Origin of the sequence: Labrys methylaminiphilus subsp. lupini, assembly GCF_051161885.1 — a bacterium.
Classification (GTDB): Bacteria; Pseudomonadota; Alphaproteobacteria; order Rhizobiales; family Labraceae; genus Labrys.
In genome coordinates, this window is sequence record NZ_JBMDIH010000002.1 from 560438 (window position 1) to 584593 (window position 24156).

General features: G+C 59.5%; 20 protein-coding genes and 1 pseudogene. 8 read left to right on the forward strand and 13 right to left on the reverse strand.

Going from position 1 to position 24156, the window contains the following annotated elements; genetic code table 11:
• Positions 1–38 precede the first annotated feature (38 nt).
• Genes ACN6KF_RS28310 through ACN6KF_RS28325 form a run of 4 tightly spaced genes read left to right on the forward strand, consistent with a single transcriptional unit; the run spans position 39 to position 2783 of the window.
• Entirely contained in the window at positions 39–599 is a 561-nt protein-coding gene (locus ACN6KF_RS28310) for a twin-arginine translocation signal domain-containing protein (RefSeq protein ID WP_434960230.1), read from the forward strand.
• Positions 500–1372, forward strand: coding sequence for a sugar ABC transporter substrate-binding protein (locus ACN6KF_RS28315; protein ID WP_434960231.1), 873 nt, complete (start codon positions 500–502; stop codon positions 1370–1372). The genes ACN6KF_RS28310 and ACN6KF_RS28315 overlap by 100 nt, the downstream gene beginning before the upstream one ends.
• Positions 1365–1880, forward strand: a complete 516-nt coding sequence (locus ACN6KF_RS28320; RefSeq protein ID WP_434960232.1) for an FAD/NAD(P)-binding protein — start codon at positions 1365–1367, stop codon at positions 1878–1880. Before ACN6KF_RS28315 ends, ACN6KF_RS28320 begins: the two co-directional genes overlap by 8 nt.
• A 42-nt stretch (positions 1881–1922) precedes the next feature.
• Entirely contained in the window at positions 1923–2783 is an 861-nt protein-coding gene (locus ACN6KF_RS28325) for an FAD/NAD(P)-binding protein (RefSeq protein WP_434960233.1), read from the forward strand.
• A gap of 13 nt (positions 2784–2796) precedes the next feature.
• Here the strand turns inward: ACN6KF_RS28325 and ACN6KF_RS28330 are convergent, their stop codons facing one another.
• The 6 genes and pseudogenes from ACN6KF_RS28330 to ACN6KF_RS28355 form a co-directional block, all read right to left on the reverse strand.
• Positions 2797–3009, reverse strand: coding sequence for a cold-shock protein (locus tag ACN6KF_RS28330; protein ID WP_434960234.1), 213 nt, complete (start codon positions 3007–3009; stop codon positions 2797–2799).
• Between the two features lie 140 nt (positions 3010–3149).
• Positions 3150–4080, reverse strand: a pseudogene (locus tag ACN6KF_RS28335) (ABC transporter substrate-binding protein).
• Between the two features lie 94 nt (positions 4081–4174).
• The gene (locus ACN6KF_RS28340; protein ID WP_434960235.1) at positions 4175–5707 is read right to left on the reverse strand and encodes an ABC transporter permease; all 1533 of its coding nucleotides are present in this window, start codon (positions 5705–5707) and stop codon (positions 4175–4177) included.
• A complete protein-coding gene (locus tag ACN6KF_RS28345; protein WP_434960236.1) occupies positions 5704–6573 on the reverse strand; it encodes a quaternary amine ABC transporter ATP-binding protein in 870 nt (289 codons plus the stop codon). Before ACN6KF_RS28345 ends, ACN6KF_RS28340 begins: the two co-directional genes overlap by 4 nt.
• A 7-nt stretch (positions 6574–6580) precedes the next feature.
• Positions 6581–7543, reverse strand: a complete 963-nt coding sequence (locus ACN6KF_RS28350) for an ABC transporter substrate-binding protein (RefSeq protein WP_434960237.1) — start codon at positions 7541–7543, stop codon at positions 6581–6583.
• A gap of 31 nt (positions 7544–7574) precedes the next feature.
• Complete coding sequence (locus tag ACN6KF_RS28355) at positions 7575–8930, reverse strand: LLM class flavin-dependent oxidoreductase (protein ID WP_434960238.1); 1356 nt, start codon at positions 8928–8930, stop codon at positions 7575–7577.
• Positions 8931–9257: 327 nt separating this feature from the next.
• Here ACN6KF_RS28355 and ACN6KF_RS28360 point away from each other — a divergent pair, with 327 nt between their 5' ends.
• A complete protein-coding gene (locus tag ACN6KF_RS28360; protein ID WP_434960239.1) occupies positions 9258–9422 on the forward strand; it encodes a hypothetical protein in 165 nt (54 codons plus the stop codon).
• Between the two features lie 176 nt (positions 9423–9598).
• On the opposite strand, the gene ACN6KF_RS28365 is transcribed toward ACN6KF_RS28360, so the two are convergent.
• The 4 genes from ACN6KF_RS28365 to ACN6KF_RS28380 form a co-directional block, all read right to left on the reverse strand.
• The gene (locus ACN6KF_RS28365) at positions 9599–10879 is read right to left on the reverse strand and encodes an alpha/beta hydrolase (protein WP_434960240.1); all 1281 of its coding nucleotides are present in this window, start codon (positions 10877–10879) and stop codon (positions 9599–9601) included.
• Positions 10880–10945: 66 nt separating this feature from the next.
• On the reverse strand, positions 10946–14035 hold the full coding sequence (locus ACN6KF_RS28370) for an efflux RND transporter permease subunit (protein WP_434960241.1): 3090 nt from the start codon (positions 14033–14035) through the stop codon (positions 10946–10948).
• Positions 14032–15108, reverse strand: a complete 1077-nt coding sequence (locus ACN6KF_RS28375; protein ID WP_434960242.1) for an efflux RND transporter periplasmic adaptor subunit — start codon at positions 15106–15108, stop codon at positions 14032–14034. Before ACN6KF_RS28375 ends, ACN6KF_RS28370 begins: the two co-directional genes overlap by 4 nt.
• A gap of 11 nt (positions 15109–15119) precedes the next feature.
• Positions 15120–16241, reverse strand: a complete 1122-nt coding sequence (locus tag ACN6KF_RS28380; protein WP_434960243.1) for an efflux RND transporter periplasmic adaptor subunit — start codon at positions 16239–16241, stop codon at positions 15120–15122.
• Positions 16242–16353: 112 nt separating this feature from the next.
• Between ACN6KF_RS28380 and ACN6KF_RS28385 the strand changes: the two genes are divergently transcribed.
• Positions 16354–17019, forward strand: coding sequence for a TetR/AcrR family transcriptional regulator (locus ACN6KF_RS28385; protein WP_434960244.1), 666 nt, complete (start codon positions 16354–16356; stop codon positions 17017–17019).
• Between the two features lie 628 nt (positions 17020–17647).
• Here the strand turns inward: ACN6KF_RS28385 and ACN6KF_RS28390 are convergent.
• The 3 genes from ACN6KF_RS28390 to ACN6KF_RS28400 are packed head-to-tail and all read right to left on the reverse strand — an operon-like array spanning position 17648 to position 20386.
• Positions 17648–18760, reverse strand: coding sequence for an ABC transporter substrate-binding protein (locus ACN6KF_RS28390; RefSeq protein WP_434960245.1), 1113 nt, complete (start codon positions 18758–18760; stop codon positions 17648–17650).
• Between the two features lie 22 nt (positions 18761–18782).
• Positions 18783–19625: an ABC transporter permease gene (locus ACN6KF_RS28395; protein WP_434960246.1), complete on the reverse strand. Its 843-nt coding sequence runs from the start codon at positions 19623–19625 to the stop codon at positions 18783–18785.
• A complete protein-coding gene (locus ACN6KF_RS28400) occupies positions 19622–20386 on the reverse strand; it encodes an ABC transporter ATP-binding protein (protein ID WP_434960247.1) in 765 nt (254 codons plus the stop codon). Before ACN6KF_RS28400 ends, ACN6KF_RS28395 begins: the two co-directional genes overlap by 4 nt.
• 268 nt (positions 20387–20654) lie before the next feature.
• Between ACN6KF_RS28400 and ACN6KF_RS28405 the strand changes: the two genes are divergently transcribed.
• Entirely contained in the window at positions 20655–21791 is a 1137-nt protein-coding gene (locus tag ACN6KF_RS28405; protein WP_434960248.1) for a LysR family transcriptional regulator, read from the forward strand.
• Positions 21792–22843: 1052 nt separating this feature from the next.
• Entirely contained in the window at positions 22844–23722 is an 879-nt protein-coding gene (locus ACN6KF_RS28410) for a helix-turn-helix domain-containing protein (protein WP_434960249.1), read from the forward strand.
• Positions 23723–24156: the final 434 nt, after the last annotated feature.

A 24156-nucleotide genomic window follows, 5' to 3' on the forward strand; every position in this document is an offset into this window, starting at 1 on the left:
CACCGCCAACATCTGCCCCATCGCAACAGGAGGCCTTCGTGCCCTTCAAGAAGAGTGCTTTTGCCTTTGGCGATCTGACTGACAAGCGCCTTGTCGGCCGACATCTCGATCGCCTGGACACCCATGGCGTATCGCGTCGTGATTTCCTCGCGCTGGCCTCTGCTGGCGTTGCGGCTGGCGCGGCTGCGGGCCTGCTCGGCAGTCCATCCGTCGCGGTCGCCGCTCCGTCGGGCAAGCTGGCCTATCTCGCCTGGACCAGCCGCGTTGAGTTCATGGTGCAGGCGAGTAGGGCCACCCAGGCTGCTGCCCAGGCTTTCGGCCTGGGCTATAGCTATCTCGATGGGCAGGTCGATAGCCAGCGTCAGCTGAACCAGGCTGAAGAGCAGTTCAACATCGGCGCAAACGCCGTCATCCTCCATGCGCCCGATGGCAGCGCCGTCAAGCGCATTGCCCAGCTTGCCGAGCAGAACAAGGCCTATTTTTCCAATGTCTGGGCAACGTGCCATGGTTCACGCCGTTCGACGCCAGCGAATATTATGCGCTTTATGCAGTGCCGGAGGAGTTTTCGGCCCACCGTGCCGTCACCGAGGTGCTGCTGAAGACGGTGACCGAGAGGCTCGGAGGCGGCAAGATACTCGGAGTTACCGGCGTGCCTGGTTTCTCGACGGACTCGGTTCGCAGCCGCGGGCGTGACGAAGCCTTCAAAGCCTTCCCCAAGACGCAGCTCGTCGATCAACTGCCCGGCCTGTTCAACCGCGAGGACTCGCTCAAGGCGACCCAGGCCTTGCTCGCGCGTCATAGCGACATCGTCGGGGTGGTGGCCCAGAACGACGATGTGGCCCAGGGCGTGATCGCGGCGTTGCGCAATGCCGGGCTGCGTGCCGGCGAAGATGTGCTGGTGGTTGGCGCCGACGGTACAGCCGAAGGGGCTCGCGCCATCAAGAGCGGTGTACAGCTTGCCACGAGCGCCAATTGCCCTGCCTTCCAGGCAGGCTTCTTCACTGCCTATCTCTATGACGTGCTGAATGGCTGGAAACCTCGTGCGTCGGAGCGCATACTCAACTGGCATTCGGTGACGACCACACGAGAGAATGTCGACGTCTACATTAAACGCTATGTCGACAATGGCGATGTCCTGCCTTTCGACTATCGAAAGATGTCAAAGATCGCTCATCCCACCGATTGGGATCCACAAGGCGAAATCACGCCGCTCGACATTGACGTGGAGTGGGCCGGGTTGCCCAAGCCGGAGGGATGGGCCTATCCCAAGCCTTATCTCGAAGCGAAGAACAACGGTGAGTGGGAAATTGTGAAGGCCGAGTACAAGGCGCATTACAAGATTCCCTTCTTCGGTCCTTCGCCCAATGCCTGACGCATCTGGGCAGCCATTCTCGGAAGGGCCGATCGTCATCGTCGGTGGCGGCGTCAGCGGGGCTCTACTTGCTGCCCGCTTGCTCGGAATTCCAGGCAAGCGACAGGTCGTCGTGATCGACGACGCAGGCCCACCGGGGCGGGGCCTTGCCTATTCGACCGCAGGGCGCATCCATCTGGTGAACGCCAATGCAGGCCGGATGAGTGCCGATCCCGACGATGCCGAGCATTTCACAAACTGGCTTGCCCGCTTCGTTCGAAGAGGAGGGTGGCCCGAGGCGCCGGATATTCCTGTATCCGATATGTTTGCGCCTCGATCGATCTATGGGCTCTATATACAGGAACTGCTTGCCGACGCGGTGACCACCAATGCGCGCCATGGCAGACGCTTTCAATGGCTATCTTTGCGCGTTGTCGATGTGAGAGATGCGGAAGGTAGCCTCGAAGTGCACTTTCACGAGGGGGCTCCCTTGTCAGCCTCGGTCGTGGTCCTGGCCACGGGGAACTAATCCAGGCTTAGCGTTCGTGAATCAGCCAACCAGCGGCGGGGCATGCTCGATCCGTGGCGTCCTGCACTCGAAGCGACCGGCGGGGCCGATGCTCGCATTGCCATCGTCGGTGCAGGTTTGACGATGGTGGATGCTGTCGTCTCGCTCCAGCATGCGGGGCATCGAGGCTCCATCGACGTGATCTCCCGACATGGGCTGAAACCTCACCCCCGCCGTCTTCCCCCCGAGTGGCCCGATTTCCTGGCTGAGGAGGTAGGTGGGATTTCCTTGGGAGCCCTGACACGGAAAGTACGACGGGAGTGCCGGGCAGCCTTGAGGCTGGGAATAGACTGGCAGGCCCCTCTCGATATGGTGCGTGCTCATATCGCCCGGTTCTGGCATGCGGCCAGCGACCTGCAGCGCCGCCGCTTCGTCCGCCTTGTCCGGCCTTTTTGGGAGAGCCATCATCATCGTTCGCCGCCGCAGGCCGCTCTCCTCCTCGACCGGCTCGTCGCGGAGGGACGATTGCGTCACATCGCAGCTGACGTCCAGGCGGTCGACACCAGCCAGCGAAAGCCGCGGTTGACAATGCGGTTGCGAGGAAGCACTGGCGTGGAGAATGGCACCTACGACGCCGTCATCGTTTCGAGCGGTGTCGAATATGACTGGCGCCGCGTCGATCAGCCTCTTCCCCGAAATCTTCTGCAGCGCGGATGGGTGCGCCCCGGTCCGCTGGGGCTGGGAATCGATGTGACGACGCAATTCCGCGTTATCGATCGTCACGGAGAAGCTTTTCGAGAGCTCCTTGCAATCGGCCCCCCGCTGCGCGGTCTATGGTGGGAAAGCACGGCCGTCGTCGATATCGCCCGCCAGGCCAGCGAATTGGCGGGTTTGCTTGTCGAATACGAGGCAGCGAGTTCATGACGACCTATTGCCTTCAGTCTTGAAGCTGCAGCCGGCCGGCTTTTATCCTTCCGGTTTTACGGTCCGATACCGGCTCATAGCTTATTTTCTGTCCCTCCCGGAGGATATCGATGCCGGCCGCCTCGACCTCCCTGATATGGAGAAAAATATCGCCTGCGCCGTCATCTGGCCGAATGAAGCCATATCCCTTTTCAGCGCTGTACCATTTGACGGTACCCGTGGGCATTCCATTTCCTTTCATCATTCCACCAGAATCGCCGCAATCGATCTGTTGGTTATTTCTTTCGGGAGCTAGCTCGCAAGGCGCGGCTAGGAAGGCGAAGAACACCAAACCCCCAGGAGGGGTAGTCTAGACACTGTCTGCAGTCATAATTTGGGGAGCCCCGGAGGATTGGTCTCCGACTTGCTCAAGGCCTCGCGGGAAAGCTGCCAGCGCTGAAGAATCCGGGCATAGGAACCGTTGGCGATCAGTGCATTGGTGGCAATCGTCAAGGCATTGGCCAAGCCACTGTCTTTGCGGGTGGTGATCGCCACATCGGAACGGTCGGGCCAGCCGGCACTAAGGGTCCCAACGCTTTTGATGTCGTTGTCGCGAGCCGCGATGAAGACAAGCTGCGCATGCGGTTGGACGATGACGTCGGCACGCCCGGATCGCAAAGCCAGCAGGCTGGCCGCATCATCGTCGTAATATTGCAGTTCTACAGGCTTCAAGCCCGCCGCAACATTCAGCTCGTTCCACTTGAGCAGAATGCGCTCCTGATTGGTCCCGGCGCCGACGATGATCCTCAGGCCGGCGACGTCCCTCGGCTCCCTGATGGCGCCGATGGCGCTGTCCTTGTTGACCGAAAAGCCGTGCAAGCCCTGGCGATAGGTCGAAAAATCGAATTTCTCCTTGCGCTGCTCCGTCACGCCGACATTGGAGATCACCGCGTCATATTTGCCGGAGGCCAGGCCGAGCGGCCAGTCGGCCCAGGCGACGGGAACAAGATCGAGCGTCAGGCCCAAACTGTCGGCAATCGCCAGCGCATAGTCGGGATCGGCGCCCACGACGGTTCTTGCATCCGTCGCATAAGCGGCGAGCGGCGGACTGCCCGGGCTGATGGCCACCGTGAACGTACCGGGCGTGACGAATCTGAAGCCCTTGGGAATGGCGGCGATGGCTTGATCGACCTTTTCGACTTCGAATCCGGCCCGGCTGTTCCGGGCTGAGATCGAAATCTGCGGAATGGGCCGCAGATACGGCGATGTCCGCCAGTGCGGCTGCTGCGATGAACAGGGTTCGAACAGATTGATGCATTGTCACCTCTGCGAAAATTTCCTGCCGGGCGAAGGGTGGGAAGCCGCCGGATCGCTCCAAGGAGTCTGGTCGGCAAACCGGCGGCCTTCGGGAGCTAGCGCGGCCCGTCGCTGGCCCTCCCTTGCACGATACGGTCCAGCACGATCGCGCAGGCCAGGATCGCCACGCCGGCCAGGATGCCCTCTCCCTGTGCTGCATATTGCAGCGATGTCAGCACGTCCTCGCCAAGGCCCTTGGCCCCGATCAGCGAGGCGATGACGACCATGGAGAGGCACATGAGGATGGTCTGGTTGATGCCGATCATGATGGAGGGAAGGGCCAGCGGCAGATCGACCTTCCAGGTCAGGAAGGCACGCGTTGCCCCGAATGCCAGCGCCGCTTCGCGCACGGTTTTCGGAACGCCCTGGATGCCCAGCGTTGTAAGGCGAACGACGGGGGGTGTGCCAAAGATCACGGTGGCGATGATGCCGGACGGCTTGCCGATGCCGAAAAGGGCAATGACGGGGATTAGATAGACGAATGCCGGCATTGTCTGCATGAAATCGAGAATTGGGCGGACGATCCTTGCTACTCGGGCGTTGTAGCCACACCACACGCCGAGGGGGAGGCCGACCAGCACGGATACGAAGGCGGCGGTGCCGAGCAGCGCCACCGTCTCCATGGCCTTCGCCCAGTAGCCGAGCAGGCCGAGATAGGCGAGGGCCACCAAGGTGAGCACGAATACGCGTATCCCCGCCAATTGATAGGCCAGTGCAAGGATCACCACCATCACCACTGGCCAAGGGGTGCGCACGAGGCAGGTTTCCAGGAGATCGAGGGTGGCATTGATCGAACGCGTGATGCCGAGCGCCAGCGGCGCGATGGCCGCGCTGAGCCCGGCGATCGAAGCGTCGAGCCATGCGGCGGTCCCCTCGTGCCAGGACGGGATAGTCGGCACGCTGACGAGGCCTGATGGAATCCGGGCCGCGGTGAAGGCATAGAGAGTCACGGGAACGATGAGCAGGATCAGCACGACGGCCGCGGCCGCGCCTGGCAGGCTGAGGCCGGCCGGCGCAGCCGGTATGCGTCGCCACCGGCGAAAACGCCGCTCCAGCAGGCTCGAGCCGAGAAGGCCAAGCACGCTGCGAATGGCAATGATCAGGCCGATGCCGAGTGCCAGCAGGATCGGGCCTTTGCCGCTGGCCTGAGCGAGGCTGGATTGCGCCTGCTCGGCTGCCTTGGCCAGGGAGGCTGCCGATTGCTGCAGCGACTGAGCCAGAGGATCACCGTTGGTCACGGCGTGGCGTGCTTCCTCGAGCCGATTGGCGGCGAGTTCACCAAGGCGCTTTGCGCGTGCGGCCGCTTCGCTGCCAGCCCCTCCCGCCAGCCCCTGGGCGAACAGGATCCAGCCCAGCAGTTCGGCCAGGAGGAAGGGCCAGAAGCTCCCCCACAATCTGCGGGCGCCGAGCCAGATCGGGCCGAATATCGCAGCCGCCCAGTTCCAAGTCAGCCGGAGCCGGCCGCTGCTGCCGAGACGGGCGAAGGCGCGCTCGTAATAGGCCGCATTGCGCTCGGTGAAAGCTTTTATCGCCTGCCTGCGCTGGGTATCGGCGGTCGAAGGCAAGTCGTTGGTGATCCGATTGTTCATGGCGCGGCGCTCACATCGGCAACTTCGCGGATGCCGTTCGCTACCGGCGTCGGCGCGAGCGGCTCGGCAATATGGGCGACGAAATCCCTGACATAGTCATCGGCCGGCTCATGCAGGATTTCGAAAGGCGTGCCGATCTGGATGACGCCGCCGTCCCGCATGATCGCGATGCGATCGCCGATCCGTATGGCCTCCTGAAGGTCATGCGTGATGAACACGGTGGTCTTGCCGATATCGCGCGACAGTCTGAGGAACTCGTCCTGCAACTGGCGCCGGATGAGGGGATCAAGGGCACTGAACGGCTCGTCCATGAGCAGAATGCCGGGATCGGCAGCGATGGCCCGGGCAAGGCCGACGCGTTGCTGCATGCCGCCGGACAGGTCCTGTACCGAGCGGTCGCCCCAGCCGGCGAGGCCGACCTTTGCAAGCGCTTCCTCGGCCCGATCCTCCCGCGCATAGCGCGCCACATGCTGGATCTCCAGCGGCATCGCGACATTGTCCCGTACCGAGCGATGGGGCAGCAGCGCATTGGCCTGGAACACCATCCCGATGGTACGGGCGCGCAGTTGCCGCAGGTCCGTGGCCGACAGCCTGCCCACATTGACGCCATCGATCAGGACATCGCCATCGGTCGGCTCGATGAGCCGGTTGATCAGGCGCACCAGCGTCGACTTGCCGCTTCCCGACAGGCCCATGACGCAGAAGATCTCGCCACGCTCGATGCGGAAAGTCGCATCGGCCACCCCGATCACCGCATCGAAGCGCTGGCGAAGTTCATCCTTCGTCGCGCTGCCCTCGCGGGCGGCCGCGAGGACTTGCTCTGGCCGCGCGGCGAAGATCTTCCAGAGGTTCCTGAGTTCGATCATCTGCGCTTCAAGGCGCCTGCCACTTGGCCACGAGATCGGGGTGGGCCTTCACCCATGCGCGGGCGGCCTCGTCGGGCGTCTTCTTCTTGACGGCGATCTCGAAGGCGAGCTGGCTCACCGTCTGGGTGTCAAATTGAACGCGTTCGAGCAGCTTGGCGACCTCGGGGGCGCGGTCGGCGACCGATTTGCTGTAGGCAATATGGATCTCGGCATCTTTATAGGCCGACTTGACCGCGGACTTCTCGAACCAGGCGGGATCATCCTTCGGGTTCACAAAGGTGAAGGTCTTGTCGTCATGGGCAGGCTCCTGCAGATGGACCAGCTCGTAGCGCGCAAAATTCTGGTGCGGGCCGTAGCAATAACCGATCCAGCCCTTTCCATCCTTGGAGGCCTTGTCGAGGGAAGCAGTCGCTACGGCTTCGTCGGTCGTCTCCAGGTCGAAGAAGTCGGCAAAGCCGTAGTCCCGAGCCCGGACCTTTTCTATCTGGGTCGACAGCCAGCCGGAGGCCCCAAGCCAGATCTGGCCCTTGCCATCGCCCTTGGCATCGAAGAGCTTGGCCTTGTCCGGATCGGCAAGATCATAGACCGATTTGACACCCTGCTCAGCAGCGCTCTTTGTCACGCAATAGCCCTGCGTGCCGGCATAGAAGAGAGGCGAGAGCTTGGCCGCGCCGGCCTTGGTGACATATTGCTCGACGGGGGCGGCCTGGTTCGGCAGCCATACGTCCGTCCAGACGTCGATGTCGCCGGTGTTGCGGGCGAGGGCCTCCCAGATCACCGGAACGGAGGCGGCATTGACGATCTTGACGTCCGTGCCCAGCCTGTCCTCCAGCACGGCCTTCACGACAAAAGCCGTTGCCTGTGCGGTCGCATAGCCAGGGTCGGCGATGGTGATGGTGGCGGCCTGTGCCCCGGCTCCGGCGACAAGGATTGCCGATAGTGCGAGGCTGGCAACGTTGAAACTATGCATGGTCGATCTTCCGTTGGTAGGATGGGATTGCCTAGGCCGAATGCCTGAGCGTTTCGGGGCTATGGCGGGAGAGGGGGCGTGCCAGACCCAGATGCTCGCGCAGGGTGGCGCCGGCATAGTCTTCACGCACGCGTCCGCGGCGCCGCAGTTCCGGCACGACCTCGTTGACGAAAGCCGAGAGGCCCTGCGGGAAGGTCGGCGGCAAGACGGCAAACCCGTCTGCAGCTCCCTCGCGCACCCACTCTTCCATCTGGTCGGCAATGGATTGGGCGGTCCCCACGATCTGCCAATGACCTCGGGCGCCGGCGACACGCTTGATCAACTGCCGGATCGTGAGGTTTTCGCGGGTGGCCAGCGCGACCAGCAGGCCCTGGCGGCTTTTGATCGAATTGGACTCGGCCAGAGGCGGCAAGGGGCTATCGAGATCGGCGCCGGAAAGATCGACGTCGCCCAGATAGGTTTCCAGCAGCGACAGGCCGACCTGGGGAGAGATACGGGATTGGAGCTCTTCGAAGACGTCCCGGGCCTCGGCGTCGGTGCTGCCGATCACCGGGAAGATCCCCGGCAGCACCAGGACGTCATCAGCGTTGCGGCCGAAGGCACGGGCCTGCGCCTTGATTTCCGCTCGAAAAAGCTTGGCCTTGGCAAGGTCGGGCTGGGCCGTAAAGACGATTTCGCCAGCCCGTGCAGCCAGCCGAATGCCGGGATCGGACGAACCGGCCTGAACGATCACGGGCCGCCGTTGGGCCGATGGCGGTACATTGAGGGGGCCACGGGACCGAAAATAGTTGCCATCGTGATCGAGCCTATGGAGGCGTGCGGGATCGAACACCAAGCCGCTGTCACGATCGCGCAGGAATGCACCTTCTTCCCAGCTGTCCCACAGGCCGAGCAGGACGTCGAGGAACTCTTCGGCACGTTCATAGCGGGCGGCATGATCGAACGACAGGCTCGATGAGAAGTTGAGAGCCTCGGCCGGCAAGGACGAAGTGACGAGATTCCAGCCGGCGCGCCCAGCTGAGATCAAATCCAGCGAGGCGATCTGGCGGGCAAGAAAATAGGGTTCTGTAAAGCTCGTCGAAGCCGTCGCGATCAGGCCGATCCGGCTTGTTGCGGCTGCAAGCGCGGCTGTGAGTGTCAGAGCTTCGAAGCCGTGTGACCACTCATCGACCCTTGCCAGAGCATCCGGAGCAGCATCGGGGATGCCAAGGCGATCGGAGACGAAGACGAAGTCGAGCTTGGCGGCTTCCGCCTGCCGGGCGCTGCGGATGTAATGGCCTGGATCGACCGCGGCATCGGCCGGGGTGCGTGGATCTGCCCACGCCGCGACATGGTGGCCCGAAGGATAGAGCACGATGCCCAGCGGAATTGGCTGCAGGGAACTCATAAATACATTCATTCTATGTTGTATGGCGCTAACCACAGTACTAAATGATTAAATAAAGTCCATAGATTTTATATAATGATTGGTTGGCGGTCCGCAGCAAGTCAGGAAATCCGGCCCATTACCCCACATGGCAGCTGAGGCGTTCGTGCCATACCTGCCGGGCGTCCAATGGCTCAGTCAGGGTGGGGATCCTGCCGTCAGCGGGTTTTCGCCACCATTTTTTTGCAGAGTGACACTCTCCTCCTGCGCCAGACGGATCATCGAGGCCGTTTAACGCGGCGAGTGGCCACACTTCCGAGGGCGAGGGCTGCAAGCGAAATCATGATCATGATGACCGAAACCGTCGAGATGGTCGGATTTACCTCATTGGTGGCACCATCCCACATCATCTTCGGCAATGTCGTGGCATGGGAGCCTGAGACAAAGATGGCGATCACCACTTCATCGAAAGAAGCGATGAAGGCGAGGGTGGCGCCGGCCAGGATGCTGTAGCGCACCCAACTGGAAAGGACGCTGAAAACGACGGAAGTCTATGATGCTCCGTTGCCCTGGACAGGCGATATCCAATTGCCGCTTACGCTGTTCCGGGCGGAAGTTCGGGAAGAGTGGATCGACATACCGCAGGCATTGCAGGCGCCAGCCTGTCTCTATCTAAAGCCAGGAGCTGCTCAGTAGGCAATTTGGCCACCCGTGATCTTAGGCTTTGTCCCTGTCGATTCTGGGCTCAACACATTGGGCGTCTCGTGATCGATTATGGCGACCGGAAGCGAAATGGCCGCCCGGGTTGCTGAGCCGGCAAAATTGGCGAATCCTTTTATTCGATTGGCCAAGCCTGTTTGATTGGGCCGCAGCGACTGCCCGGCAACTTGGCGACCCAGCAAGCCCACGATTTCGGGGCTGTCGGCGAAAGCATTGTGACCGAGCGCGTCCTTGGACTCGAGACCGTTGGTGTTGATCACCGTGATACCCAGACGCTTGAGAGTATCCGCATAGGGCGTCGGATCCGCCCCGCCGACGCGATTGATACCGCCCGAAATCCAGCGAGACATCGCAAGAGCCTTATCTGCGGTTGACACGATTATCGTGAAACGGGGGAGCTTCGGTCCCATTTCGATCATCTGCCGACGAAACACATCTACGTCGATATCAGGGGACGCAAGAATGACATCGTTGACCTTTGCGGGAACACCCCCTTGGCGCATCGCGACACCACGCAGAGCCTCCATTGCCAGCCAAGTGCCCATGGAGTGTGCGACGATCGTGATCTCACCGACATCCGGGCTCTTTGCCGCCTGAATGATCAGGTCTTCCAGGGCACGTCGTGAATAATTGGCACTCTCCTTGTCATAGAGGTAATCGAAAACACTTCCGCGAGACGGCCAGGTGAAGAGAATCGGGGCTGCGGTGATACCCGCATCATGCTTGAGTTGAGCGAAGCGAAATACCGCATCGGCATAGGTGTTGTTGAAGCCGTGAACAAAGATGACCACCTGCCGCTTGAAATTGCGGTTTCCACGAAACCACTCGAGGATTTTCCCTTCGGATGCCACTTTGTGAACCCCAAGCACAGCGAACTCCCGCTCGGGATTTGCTTGGACATGTCTCGGCCACTGTATCTCCCCGATCCTACGGTTGTGATCCGGCGGGATCGAGACTTCGATGCTATCGAAGGAAATCGCTTTCCCGCGCTCGCCCGAATAAAGTTGGCCTGGATCCTGGACAGCCTGGCGGGTTGTGACGACGAGCATGTTGATCTGGCTAGTACCTGCCGCTTTCGTCGGTACGGGCCGAAGCACTTCTTCCGGCCTTGTCGCGCAGGCGGCCAAGAGCAAAAGAGGGATTAAGAGCAACAGCACTCGCGCCAGGCGCAGATCGCCAATGGCCGCCTTGCCGCAACTGCACCTTGCGAAAGTCCGTTGAGAACTGACAGCAACCTGAAGGTTGATCATCGCAATCCAGGCCCATGGCATTGAGGAGAACGTGCCGGGACCTAGCCCAGGCGACGTAAGGTTTTGCTAGGTCGTCGGGATTTGCGCGGGCTGTGCGGTTGGCAGCTCAACCTCATGTTTCGGTTCTTCGAAGCGAAACCAGGCGATGTAGAGCGCTGGCAGGAACAGGAGCGTCAACACCGTTCCCACGATGATGCCGCCCATCATCGCATACGCCATCGGTCCCCAGAAGATCTCGCGGGCGATGGGGATCAGCGCCAGACTTGCAGCGGCCGCTGTCAGCATGATTGGACGCATGCGATGCTCCGTCGCTTCGACCACTGCCGTCCATCCGTCCTTCCCCTCGCTGCGGAGCTGCTCGATCTGGATGACGAGGATGACGGAATTGCGGATCAGGATACCGATCAGGGCCAGCACGCCGAGGATGGCGACGAAACCGAGTGGCGCTCCGCTCGGGACGAGCGCCGCGACCACGCCGATCAATCCCAGGGGCGCCACCACGACAACGAGGAAGAGCCGTTGGAAACTCTGGAGCTGGATCATCAAGATCGTCGCAATGGCAAACAGCATGACCGGAATGATGGCGACGATGGGAGCCTGTCCCTTGGCGCTCTCCTCGACGGAGCCGCCCGCGACGATGCCATAGCCGGCCGGCAGTGTGCTGGTGACCTCGCCTATCTGAGGGGCCAACTCTTCAACGACGGTGGCTGGCTGAACGGAGGTGGCGATCGCAGCTTTGACGGTGATCGTCGGCAATCGACCGCGCCGCCAGACCGACGGCTGCTCCGACTCGTAGCGGAAATTGGCGACCGCAGCCAGGGGGACCGATTTGCCGGCGCTCGTCTGGATCTGCAAATTTTGCAGGGTCTCGATGGAGGAGCGCTCCCCGCCGCGGGCTCGGCCGATGACATTCACCAGATAGATATTGTCGCGAACCTGCGTTGCGGTCGAGCCGCCAACAATGCCGTTGAGTGCGGTAGCAATGGTCTCGGAGGTGATGCCAAGCTGTGCGGCCTTGTCCTGCAGGACGTCGATCTTCACCACGCGGCCGGGCTCGTTCCAGTCATAGACGATATCCCTGAGATTGGTATTGGCTGAGAGCGTAGCCGCAACCTTCTGCGCCAAATTCCGCACGATCTGCAGGTCTGGACCGCTGATGCGGTACTGCACCGGGCGACCGGCGGGAGGGCCGATGTCGAGCAGGTGGACATAGGCATCGGTGCCTGTGAAGTCTTGCGCAATGATCGCGCGCAACTTCGCATGAAGCCGGTCGCGCGCTTCGATGTCTTTGGCCACGATGACGATTTGACCGAAGTTGGGACTGGACGGCTGCACGTCATAGGACAGCACGAAACGGATCGCGCCCTGGCCGACATAGGAAGACCAGTGTTCGGCATCGGGATCGCCTTCGAGAGCGAGCTTTTCGAAGCGATCCATTTGAGCGCGCGTCTCGGTGATCGAGGCGTTCTGCGCAACGGTCCAGTCGATAATCAATTCGCGCCGATCGGATGATGGGAAGAACTGTTGCTGAACGAAGCGCATTCCTCCGACGGAGAGGCCAAATGCGAGCACCGTAACGGCGATGGTCAGCCACTTCCAACGCACGCAAAAGCGTAGCAGACGCCCGAACAGGCGGGTGAACCGGCCAGGTTCCCCGTGATGTTGCTTCATCGTCTTCGGTAGCAGCGTTACCCCAAGGAGCGGAACGAACAGGACCGCGACAACCCAGGATACCAAAAGCGAGACTGCGATGACGACGAACAGCGTGAAGGTGAATTCACCCGCCGCGCTGTTGTTCAACCCGACAGGGATGAAGCTGGCGACCGTCACCAGTGTGCCGGTCAGCATCGGGAAGGCCGTCGAGGTATAGACATAGGTCGCAGCCTTGCGAAGCGTGTCGCCCACTTCCAGCCGCGCCACCATCATCTCGACCGCAATCATCGCGTCATCGACCAATAGGCCAAGGGCAATGATCAGCGCACCCAGGGAGATTCGCTGCAGCGAAATGCCGGCAAGCTCCATCGCGATGAAGGTAATGGCGAGGACGATCGGAATCGTGATGGCCACCACCAGCCCCGCCCGCAGGCCGAGGCTGATGAAGCTGACGACCAGCACGATGGCGACGGCCTCGGCCAGTGCCTTGGTGAAACCGCCGACGGCCTCCTCCACGATGGCAGGCTGATCGGAGACCTGATGCACACGGATCCCGATCGGAAGCTCGGACTCGATCTTCGCCATCTGCTTCTTCAGCGCCTCGCCGAAATGAAGCAGATTGGCTTTTGGTTTCATGCCGATCGCCAGCCCGATCGCCGGTTTTCCGCCGACGCGGAAAAGCGCGGTCGGTGGATCGATGTAGCCGCGGCCGATGGTGGCCACGTCACCCAGGCGAAAGAAACGATCGTTGATTTGCAGGTTGATGGTCCGCAGGCTCTCTTCGGAGGTGAACTGACCGCCGACACGCACACTGATGCGTTCAGCCTGCGCTTCCAGCGTACCCGAGGGAGCGATCGCGTTCTGCGCCCGCAGCCTGTCGACGATCAACTGCTGCGTCAGGCCAAGCGCTGCAACCTGGCGTGTCGAAAATTCGAGGTAGATGACCTCATCCTGCGCTCCGATCAGATCGACCTTACCAATATCCGGCACCGCCAGGATCTTGGCGCGGATGGTTTCCGCGTAATCGCGCAACTGGCGCTGGCTGTAGCCATCGGCCGTGAGGGCGTAGATGTTGCCATAGACATCGCCAAAGCTGTCGTTGAATGTCGGGCCGATCACCCCATCGGGGAACTGGTCCTTGATATCGCCGATCATGTTACGAACCTTGACCCAGGTCGCGGGAATGTCCTTGGCCTGGGTCGTATCCTTCAGATTGACGAAGATCGTTGTCATGCCCGGCGTGTTGAGGCTCTTGGCGTAGTCGAAGCTATCCAGCTCCTCGAGTTTCTTTTCGATCCGATCCGTGACCTGGGCGGTCATGTCCTCGACGGTGGAGCCCGGCCAGCGTGCCTGGATGATCATCGTCTTGATGGTGAAGTCAGGATCTTCGGCCCTGCCGAGGTTGAAATAGGAGAGCAGCCCGGCCAGGGACGCCACCAGCATGAAATACCAGACGAGGGAGCGGTGCCGGAGCGCCCAGTCGGAAAGATTGAAGCGCGTCACGGGGAGATCCTTTCATCAAACTCGACTTTTTGCCCTTCGGACAAGCTATGGACGCCGGCAGTCACGATCCGGACGCCGGCCAGTGCCTGGCCCGTGACCTGCACTTTGGTTTTGCCTCGGACCGTGACTTCGACAGGGACGGTGCGTACGGTTTTGGTCTGCGTGTCGAGCAGCCAGACGACGGCAGCGCCGCTGCGGTCGAGCAGCGCGGAGGCGGGGATCTCGAACGCCTGCTGTGACGTCGTTTGCTGTTTCGGGAACACAGTGATCATCGCGCCGAGCCGGAAGGCATCGACGGCTTGATCAAGCGTGATCTTCACTCGGCGCGTGCGTGTCGACGGATCGGCTTGAGGGGCGATCTCCCGGAGCTTTCCGCTTGCCGTAACGGAGGAATCCGCCTGGAGCCGGATTGCAAATGATTGACCCTGCCTGAGAAGCCTCGCCGTCTCATCGGGAACATCCACGACGGCTTCCCTGATGTCGGTTCGGGCGATCGTCATGACCTTGTTGCCGGCAATCACAGTCTGGCCGGTTTGCGCATCCACGCTCGTGACGACGCCAGCCTCGTCCGCCGTTAAAGTGGCGTAGCTGCGCTGCTCACGGGCCTTGGCAAGGCTGGCCTGGGCCTGTTTCACCGTGGCGGCAGCCGCTTCACGCGCCTGCTGAACAGTGTCGAAATCAGCCTGGTTGGCGACTCGCTTGGCCAACAGCGCGCCAATCCTGCTCTGCGCAGCGGAAGTATTCGCGAGGGCCGCCTGAGCCTTGGCCAGATCGGCCTCACTCGCCCGCACTGCAAGGTCCAGCAATTGCGGGTCGATCTGAGCCAGAATTTGCCCTCGGGATACGACGTCCCCGACCTCGACATTCCTGGAAACCAGGCGACCGAGGACACGAAACCCCCGATCTGTTTGAAAACGGGGCTGGATGGTGCCGGCGAACCCGGCCGACTGGTCCTCGAGAGGTTTGGCCAGAATGGTGACGACGGGTCTTGGAGGCGCAGGTGCCTGGGTATCCTCGCCGTTGGAATTGCAACCCGCCAGCGCGCCAGCCAGGACGGCGGCCGTGACAAACAACGGAGCCCGCCTCATTTCGCAGCCTCCCCGCTGACCTGTATTGCCGGCATCAGCGGGGTCACCGTCTGGCCGGGATGAAGCAATTGTGTTCCGCCCGTCACCACGATATCGCCGCTTTGCAGACCGTCTTTGACCAGCACTTCATCGGTTCGGTAGCGATCGACGGTAATCGGCTTGATCGTCGCAACATGGGTTTGCGGGTCGACTGTCCAAACGGCGGGATTGCCGTTTTGCGTAAAGAACGCACTTGATGGGAGAGCGAATGCTTGGCCGGGCTGGAACCGACCCGTCCCTGTGACGGCGGCGCCGAGAGTCATTGCGGCGGGCGGAGCATCGATTGAGAATTTGACCCGCACTGTGCCGGTCGAAGGATCAATTGCAGGGGCTATCTCGCGGATATGGCCGATCGCGGTGACTGTGGGATCGGAGATCAGGGCGATCGCGATCGAGCCGTCAGCCGGCCGGTGCGACAGAAGTCCTTCGTTGACTTCGAAGACAGCATCGCGCTCCCCATCGCGTGCGATGGTGAAGACCGACTGCGCGGCATCGACGACCTGCCCCGCCTCCGCACTTCGCGAGACCACGATGCCCGACGCACTGGCGGTCAGCGTCGTGTAGCCAAGTTGTTCCTTCTCTGTTTCCAGATTGGAGCGAGCGGCGTCGAGGGTCGCGCGCGCCGCTTGAAGGGCCTGCAAGGCGTTGTCGTAATTGCCCTGGGTCGTAAAACCATTGGCAAGCAGAGTCTTCTGGCGATCGAAAGCAGCGGTTGTCTGGCGCAAGGTCGCTTCGGCCGACTGAACGCCCGCGGCCGCGCTGGCGACATCCGCCTCCTGTTCTTGAGGCTCCAGTTTCGCAAGCATCTGGCCGGCTTCGATATGATCGCCGATTTCGACGAAGCGCTCGGCGAGCCTGCCTGTGACCCGGAACGCGAGGTCGCTTTGAACACGCGCCTTGAGTTCTCCAGTCAGGGCAACTGATTGGATGTGTTGCGACGCGGTCACGATCTCAGCCTTCACGGGAATCGGCGCGGGTACGGGGGAACTTTCCTTGTCGCCGCATCCGCTCAATGCCAGGGCGAGCACGCTGAAAAGGAAAGGGGTTGATTGTCGAGGGAAACGAAGCGGCCTCCGCATCGGTCATCCATTCTTAAAACTAAACTGAACCGTTCAGTTTTTTTATTTGCTGAATATGGCCACTCGTGTCAAGTTCAAACTGAACGGTTCAGTTTTTGGGGTATGGATAGCTATGACTCCGCCGCGGGCAAAGGAAGCAACGCAGGAAAATGCGGGAGGTCGTGCGTCAACGCAGCGAGATCGCAAGATCGCGTCTATCCTGGCCGCCGCCCGTGAGCTGTTCCTGGATCATGGATTCGATACGATCACGATGGATATGGTCGCGCGACAGGCCCAGGTATCGAAGGCGACGCTCTACGCGCATTTTGCGAGCAAGGAGGAATTGTTCACTGCGGTCATGGTGGATGAAGCGAACCTCATATCTGCGGAAATATGGCAGATTGCGCCAGATAACGACGATGTTCGGGACGTCCTCAGGCACGTTGCGCAAAAGTTCGTCGAGATCTTTCTGTCGGAACGCGCCATGTTCTTGCGACGCGCCATCGTCGGGGTGGTGCCTCGATTCCCCTCGATCGGTGAGGCCATGTTCAACGCGGGACCTAAGGCCATGACGGAGCGTTTGGCGAAGTTCCTGACTGAGGCACACCAAAAGGGCCTGCTCAATGTTCAGAATCCGGCTCTCGCCGCGAACCAATTCCTCAGCACTGTAAGAGGCGACCTCGACATTCGGGGCCTGCTACTGCCGGAGATCCAACCCAGCCGGCGAGAGATCGACATCCAGATCGAAACAGGCATCGACCTATTCCTGCACTTTTATACTCCCGCGGAGAAGAGATAGCCGTAGCTTATCAGATGTGGCTCGAACTACATGAGATACTGGCATGGGAGGCACGAAGTCAGGCTTGGCATGGAGGGTTCTGCCAATCACCAACATTGTAGTCGCTCGCGAGAAATACCGGTTTCGGACATTGTGGCGTGCTAGGGCGTAGGGCTTGGTTGCGAGCCCCCGCAACCAATTTTATCATAAGTCGCTAACCGTCCTGATATGACCATCAGGGCGGTTTTTGCGTTCGGGAGCTACAACCTAATCTCCGCCTAGAATGTCGCGGGACCATTCTTTTAATCGTGGAGACTTTTTACCAGCCTCGGTGGCAATGATCCAACAGCCGAGCGGACACCGAGGGGCTACTGTAGTGGGGCGAAGTAGCCTGAGGTGGACCTCCAGTTCGACTGTTAGCGGCCTGGCCCCTGCTGCGCAGCGATGAGCGAAAGTTGCTCTTTCCCCTCCCAAGATTAATCAAAAGCAGAAACTGCGGCGTGGCCAAGTCAAAAAGTCAGTTTAGTAACCTCAATAATTTACCTCAATATAGTGGTTTTTTATGATGTTCATGGGATCTACATCGAGTATGTCACGGTACGTGTAATAGGCACGTCATCAGATTCAGGATGCATTGCCAGAAAGCAGCTTATTTACAAGCCGAGGCCTTCTTTTCAATGGCGACCTTGTCGAAGTCGTTCACCTTTGCCCAGAGTCCTTCGCTCGCCATAGCGAACTGAACAGGCTCGATTTCGCGGGTCAGCACGCCGGCCTTGAATAGGAAGTCTTGGTATTTCCCGAACGCCTGGACACTCGTGGCGGCCGTGTATCCGTTCGGATTGAGTGCAATGGCTTGCCTCTGGTCCTCCAAGGTCGCCGTCATGAGCGCCATGTCTGTCGCCACGGCCCGCTCCTCGTCCACGCCCGTCGGCTTCGTGTCAGGATATTTCTTCCATAACAGCCGGCGGACACAATCGGGGTTGGCAGCTGCGAAGACCATGGCCTTTGCGATGCCGCGGGCAATGCCTTCGACCATCTTGGGATCTCGATCGATCGTCTTCTGGCTGGTCGCGAAGGTGTAGTCCGGCATGGCAGCCCATGCCGGATCGCGCAGGATGTTGATCTTAGCACCCGCATTCTCGAACCCGACCAGAGCAGCTCGCCAATACATGAGCCCCTGTACACGACCGCTCTCGAGCGCGTTCAGCGCAGAAGCGCCGACGCCTGTCGCTACCAGCGTGACGTCATCCGCGTAAAGACCGTTGCCGTTCAGATAGGAATTCAACAAAGGGACAGCACTGCTCGATAGGCTGACAATACCGATATTCTGACCCCTGAGGTCGGAAGCCGATTTTATCGGACCATCTTTCTGAACGGCGATCCCCACTCCCAAGGTTCCATTGGTGACCACGCCGCGTATCGGAATCCCACGCTCTGTGTTGGACTGAATGATGGCTATGGCACCTATTTGTGCGAAGTCGAGATTATTAGCCGCCAGTTGTTGAACCGCCTCATATGAGCCGCTCACCGGAAAGACGTCGACGTCGTACCCTTCCTCCCGCCAATATCCGAGCAGGTCTGGGAGCAGCAGATAGTAATAGGTCAGGTTCAGGAAACTAGTACCGCTAACACCGATCTTGACCGACTTTACCTCTGCCTGCGCGGAAACAGGGCCGCTCACAATCCCGAGCACAGTGAGGCCGGCGAGAAATAGGCCCCTCAGGGCTCTCGTTACGGGGCGAGAGGGCATGTCGTTGTCCATTTCATTTGGCCAATTGCGTTGTTCATGAACTGCCGGTCGCCGCCGTTTCCTTTTCCTCGCACCAGAACACGGCGCGCCTGCGGACTTCAGCTACGATTTGGTGCAATGTGATCCCAATGAGCGACAGGACGATGAGAATGGCGAAGCTGCCGGCCGTATCCATTGAGAAATTTCGCTGGAGTAGCAGATAGCCGAGACCTGCCTGTGCGCCGATGAATTCCCCAACGATGGCGCCGATCACGGAAAGCACGACAGCGATATCCAAACCGGCGAAGATGAAAGGAAGAGCGGTTTGTATCTTGACCATGCGAAATACATGCCAGCGCGTCGCCGTGAATGAGCGCAACATCTCGATCTGCAATTGGGAGGCAGCGTTCATCCCCGCAATGCAGTTGACCACAACCGGGAAGAAGGCAATGAGGGCCGTGATTACAATCTTGGAAGCGACACCATAGCCAAACCAGATCACAATCATTGGTGCGATCGCTACTTTCGGTACTGTTTGAAGAGCGATGATATAAGGGGAGAGAGCCTTGTCGAGGAGCTTCCATTGGCCGATTGAAACGCCAATGATGACGCCGGACCAGGCGCCGATCAAAAAACCAATGACGACTTCCCACAGCGTCACGCCGACATGCATGTAAAAGCGGGCCGTGCTTAGATTGCTCCACAATGCCCTGGCGACGGCCGTTGGAGTGGGGAGGATGATGGATGGGATTGCAAACAGCCATATGGCCGCCTCCCAGCCGCTGATCACAAGCACCAGCAAGATGATGGACAGCGGGGCTTCCGGGCGCTTCCTCAGTGCCGTTGCGACCTTCCTTGCTATGGGCCGGCGCATTCCCGAGCCGGGGTTTCCGGTCATGCGTCCATACCTCTGGATCCGAAGTGTGAGCGCACGCGCTTGACGTAAATGCCGAACGGGTCGGAATTGATTATTTCGAGGTCACGTGGACGCGGCAGCTCGACATCGATGATTTCCGCGATGTGCCCCGGTCGCGAACCCATCACGACGATGCGATCCGCGAGGAACACGGCTTCGGCGATACTGTGGGTGATGAGAAGAATGGTTTTCCTGCGTTCGCGCCAGATCTCAAGAAGATCGAGATTAAGCTGCTCTCGTGTCATGGCGTCGAGTGCTCCGAAAGGCTCGTCCATGAGAAGAAAATCCGGATCGTGAGCCAGCGCCCGGGCGATCCCGACCCTTTGCTGCATACCGCCCGAAAGCTCGGCTGGATATCTTCTCTCGAAGCCGCGAAGGCCAACGAGTCGCAGGAGTTCATGGGACGCTACCTCGAATTCCGCGCGGTTGCGCCGCTGTATTTCGATCGGCACTCGAATGTTCTGCACCGCGTTGCGCCATGGCAACAACAACGGTTCCTGAAAGACGACTCCAAATTGTGGGCTCGGTCGATCAACAGGTTGTCCGTCGACGAGGACGTCACCCGAGGTCCTGGAAAGAATACCCGCCATTATCTTCAGCAGCGTCGTTTTCCCACAGCCGCTGGCACCGACCACGCTGACGAACTCGCCGTGAGCGATATCCAGATTGATGTCGGCAAGCGCATGAATGGGCTTGCCCTGCCGAGTGCTGTAGACCTTGTTGAGGCCGCGCACGGAAATCATATCCGGAGCTCCACCACCGATGTTTTCACCGGGGCTGCCAGCACATCCGGCCTTCGTCCGACTCTGTGAGCGGAAGGAGGCATGAGGGTATCGGAACGGAATACCTCAAACGGTTCCATATAGTTCAGGTACATCTCCCGACGGGCGATATGGCGGTCGACGCACCTGCTAGGGCAAGCCGTAGTTCCACCGCCATGTCCGTTGCCGAACGTTGGAGAAGGGTCTGGACTCTTCACTATGTACCAAAGCGATTTCATCGGTAGCATGGTTGTACCTACGCGATCTATGGGGCATTTATCTGAAGAATGTGAATGAGTCATTAGATCTTGAGCGCGACCCGTTCGATGCCGCACTTGTCCTGTCGCTAATTCGCTCGATTTCCGTGAGTTCTGGATTCATGTTGGAATATCCCAAATTGGCGCGCACCACGGCACTTCGGTACTTCTGGGAGGTTGCCGCCCAGGGCTCTTTTCGCGGAGCAGCAGAATCGCTCCATATCGCTGCGTCGGCGATCAATCGACAAGTCAGCAATCTCGAAGCCGATCTTGGCGCCAAATTATTCGAAAGGGCGCGCGGCCGGGCTGGCCTTCAACTAACGGATGCTGGACGTATTCTGCAGTACCGTTTGCGCGCCGCGATCAATGAACTGCGCATTGCCGGCGACGAAATCATTGCGCTTAAAGGCTTGGAACGAGGACATGTAACGATCGGATTCAATGACGTTGTTGTAAACACCGTTATGCCCGAGGTAATCGAAAGTTTTCACCGATCACACCCCAATATTACCTTCAGCATAAAAGTTGACACGACTCGCGGCCTTCTTTCTCGATTGAAAGGTGGGGAGATTGATTTTGCGGTTGGTTATAATTTTCCAAACATCGAGGATCTATCGTTCATAAAGTCTATCCCGCTCAGGATGTATCTGGTCGCGTCGGCAGACCATCCCCTTGCTAGGCGATCATCCGTGACGCTCGCCGATATGGGTGGTCACAAGCTCATCCTGCCGGATGGTTCGGGACTTTTGCGACACATATTCGAGTCGGCCTTCCGCGGAACCGACCTGCAGATGGACCCGATTGTAGAAACGAACTCTCTCGAACTGATTCATGCGCTGGCAGAATCGGGAATCGGCGTCAGCATTGTCACAGGGCGTGCCCAAAGAGCCACAGGCCGCGGACGACTGGTTCACGTCGAAATTGATGATGATCGGCTTCTGCCAAACGTGCTTGCATGCTGCAAGCTATCCATGCGCAGCCTTTCGCCCGCCGCGGTTGCATTCGCCGATGCCGTCTGCGATGCCCTGACGACATTCGGCGATCGCGAACTCCACCTCGGGAAGGGTGAGGGCGGAGCGCAGTCTGCAAGCTCCAACATGTCTGCCGCGGACCGTGAGCCGGTTGCATAGAACGATTGTTCCACGGCGGTATGTCGCAATCACACGTCGAGCAGGGCTCCTTGGGCGATAGTCGAGCGAGACAAGGGACGCAGTGACAGTCGATGTTTCCGTCTTGCATACGCCAAATGAAGGGCTAGAGCGTTTTCCGATTTAGCAAAACCGGAAAGATGCGCCTATCTCGTTGAAATGATGAGTGACACTCCATCCAATTGGATCAAATGTCGCTCTGGCACGGTGCAGAGAAATTGCAGCTGTTCCTTCGGCTGAACAAGGTTGGGGGAGTCGTGTCGGGGGACCGCCCGCACACATACCGAAGTCGAGCTCAATGACAGCGCAGGGACGGCTTTGATCGCCTATGCCGCGACATCCGTCAGCGCCACCAGCCCGACAGTGGCCTTAGAGCCATCCCTGGAGCACCTCATGGCACCCGCTCGCAGACGATCTCTCAACATCCTTCCCGCGCCGGATGCGCCTTCGGCCAATGCGCTAATTTTGCGATCTTATAGGAGCCAATTTGACGCTTTACATCGGTCGGGCATTTGATAAGCATTTAAATGTATACATTAGCTGTTTCATGAAGATGTGCGCCTAATGCTTTTACAATTCGGAATGTATTGGATTGTGTATGTCGACACTAAAGAGTTTAATCCGATTACGTATCGAATTTATCATATAGTATTCTGACGCAGATCGAGATTTCGAGATGTGCATGGTTAGAATGTAATATATCGACTCCCCGGGTCGATATTTTCATTTATTTGCAATCGTATTTGCTGTCGATCGCGCTGTAACCGCATTTCGCGACGTTCGAGCCTGCATAGCCGTGGGCCGCGGACGCGCGCTCAGAATTGCGCGTCGTAGCGCCCCGGTCGCTCGCTCCAATTTAGCCGGAACAGATGATGAGAGCGCGTGCTTGGGGGCCCCAAACGACCGAGGGGATGCCCGACGTAACGATCGAAAGTGCTCCTCTCCCGCGGGAGCCTCGTAACATAGAGAAGCGGAGTCCAGCGCGACCACGGATTCTATCAACCCTCCCCTATGACCGATCCGAGCAGTTCTCCGTGTGGAAATCGCGCATTAGCTCACTCAGCGATGTTGGCCTCCCCAACGATGCCAGCTCTGCGGAGGGGTTTGAAATCGAGTACATGCATTGCGACATGGGTGAGGTCGTTTTCAATTCCGGCTATTTCGCCACTCAGACGCTCAGGCATCTATCCCGCCGGCCGCGTAGCTCGGCCATCAATCAATGGTTTCTATTTCATTTGCGATTTGGTGAAGCCTGGTTCGATACTCGCGGGCGTCGGCTTCACGCTCGTCCGGGCGCGATGTTCCTGATTTCCCTCAATGAAGAATTTCAAGGCCAGATCATGGGCTATGAGGGCCAGCTCCTCATTCTGCCGCGTGAGGCTTTCGCGGGCGTTGCAGGAGACCTAGACGGCCTATCAAATACGCTTCTCTCCGGCAGTTTGGCGGAACTGCTCGCTACTTATCTGAACAGTCTGGAAACACACATTCTACGCATGTCTGTCGATGAACTCAGGGTAGCGGGACGTGCCACTGCCGAACTGATTGCAACTTGCCTCCGACCATCCCTCGACAAGCTTGGACAGACATCAGGCCAGGCTGAATCCGCCCTTTTCAGGCGCGCCCGCGCTTATATTCAACAGCATCTGAATGATATCGATCTCGGGCCGGAGCGCTTAATGTCCCAGTTACGGATTTCGCGTTCAAATCTTTATAGGGCATTTGAGGAGCTTGGGGGCGTCGCGGCCTATATCCAGCGCCAGCGCCTCCTCTCCGCCCATGCGGATCTTGTCGCCAGCCCGGAGATGCAGGTGCAAGCGATCGCCTACCGCTACGGTTTTAGTTCTGCCTCCGATTTTGCACGCGCATTCCGCCGCGAGTTTGGCCACAGCCCACGGCAATTGCGTCACCGCTGAGACCTTCGGGCGGCCGGCGCCTGCGGTACGTCAGGTCGAGTGCAGTGAATAGATTTTGTGCAAAATATACGGCTTTTGAGATAATAGTTTTCTTAAAGAGATACTTCTTTTGAGACTAAATGCATACAATTGGGACTATCTGCTCGGTGACTCTGGCGTGATCGTGGCTATTATCGAGCGGCATCATGACTAGGGTCGCTCTGTTAGGGCAACTGGACTGATCGCCACGAAGCGGCAGCCTTTAGCTCAATTCGAGACACCGATGGCTGGAATTTGCATGTGATCGTGCCTCGCACGCGCACGCTGTCTGGTTATGTCTCCGCGGCGGCGTGCCATTCACTCGCGACGCGGCGCAGCGCGGCCTTCGAACATGAGCAAAAGGGCATCAGCGAGGGGCGACATGGCGGTCGTACGGACTTCAACGGTTTCAACAA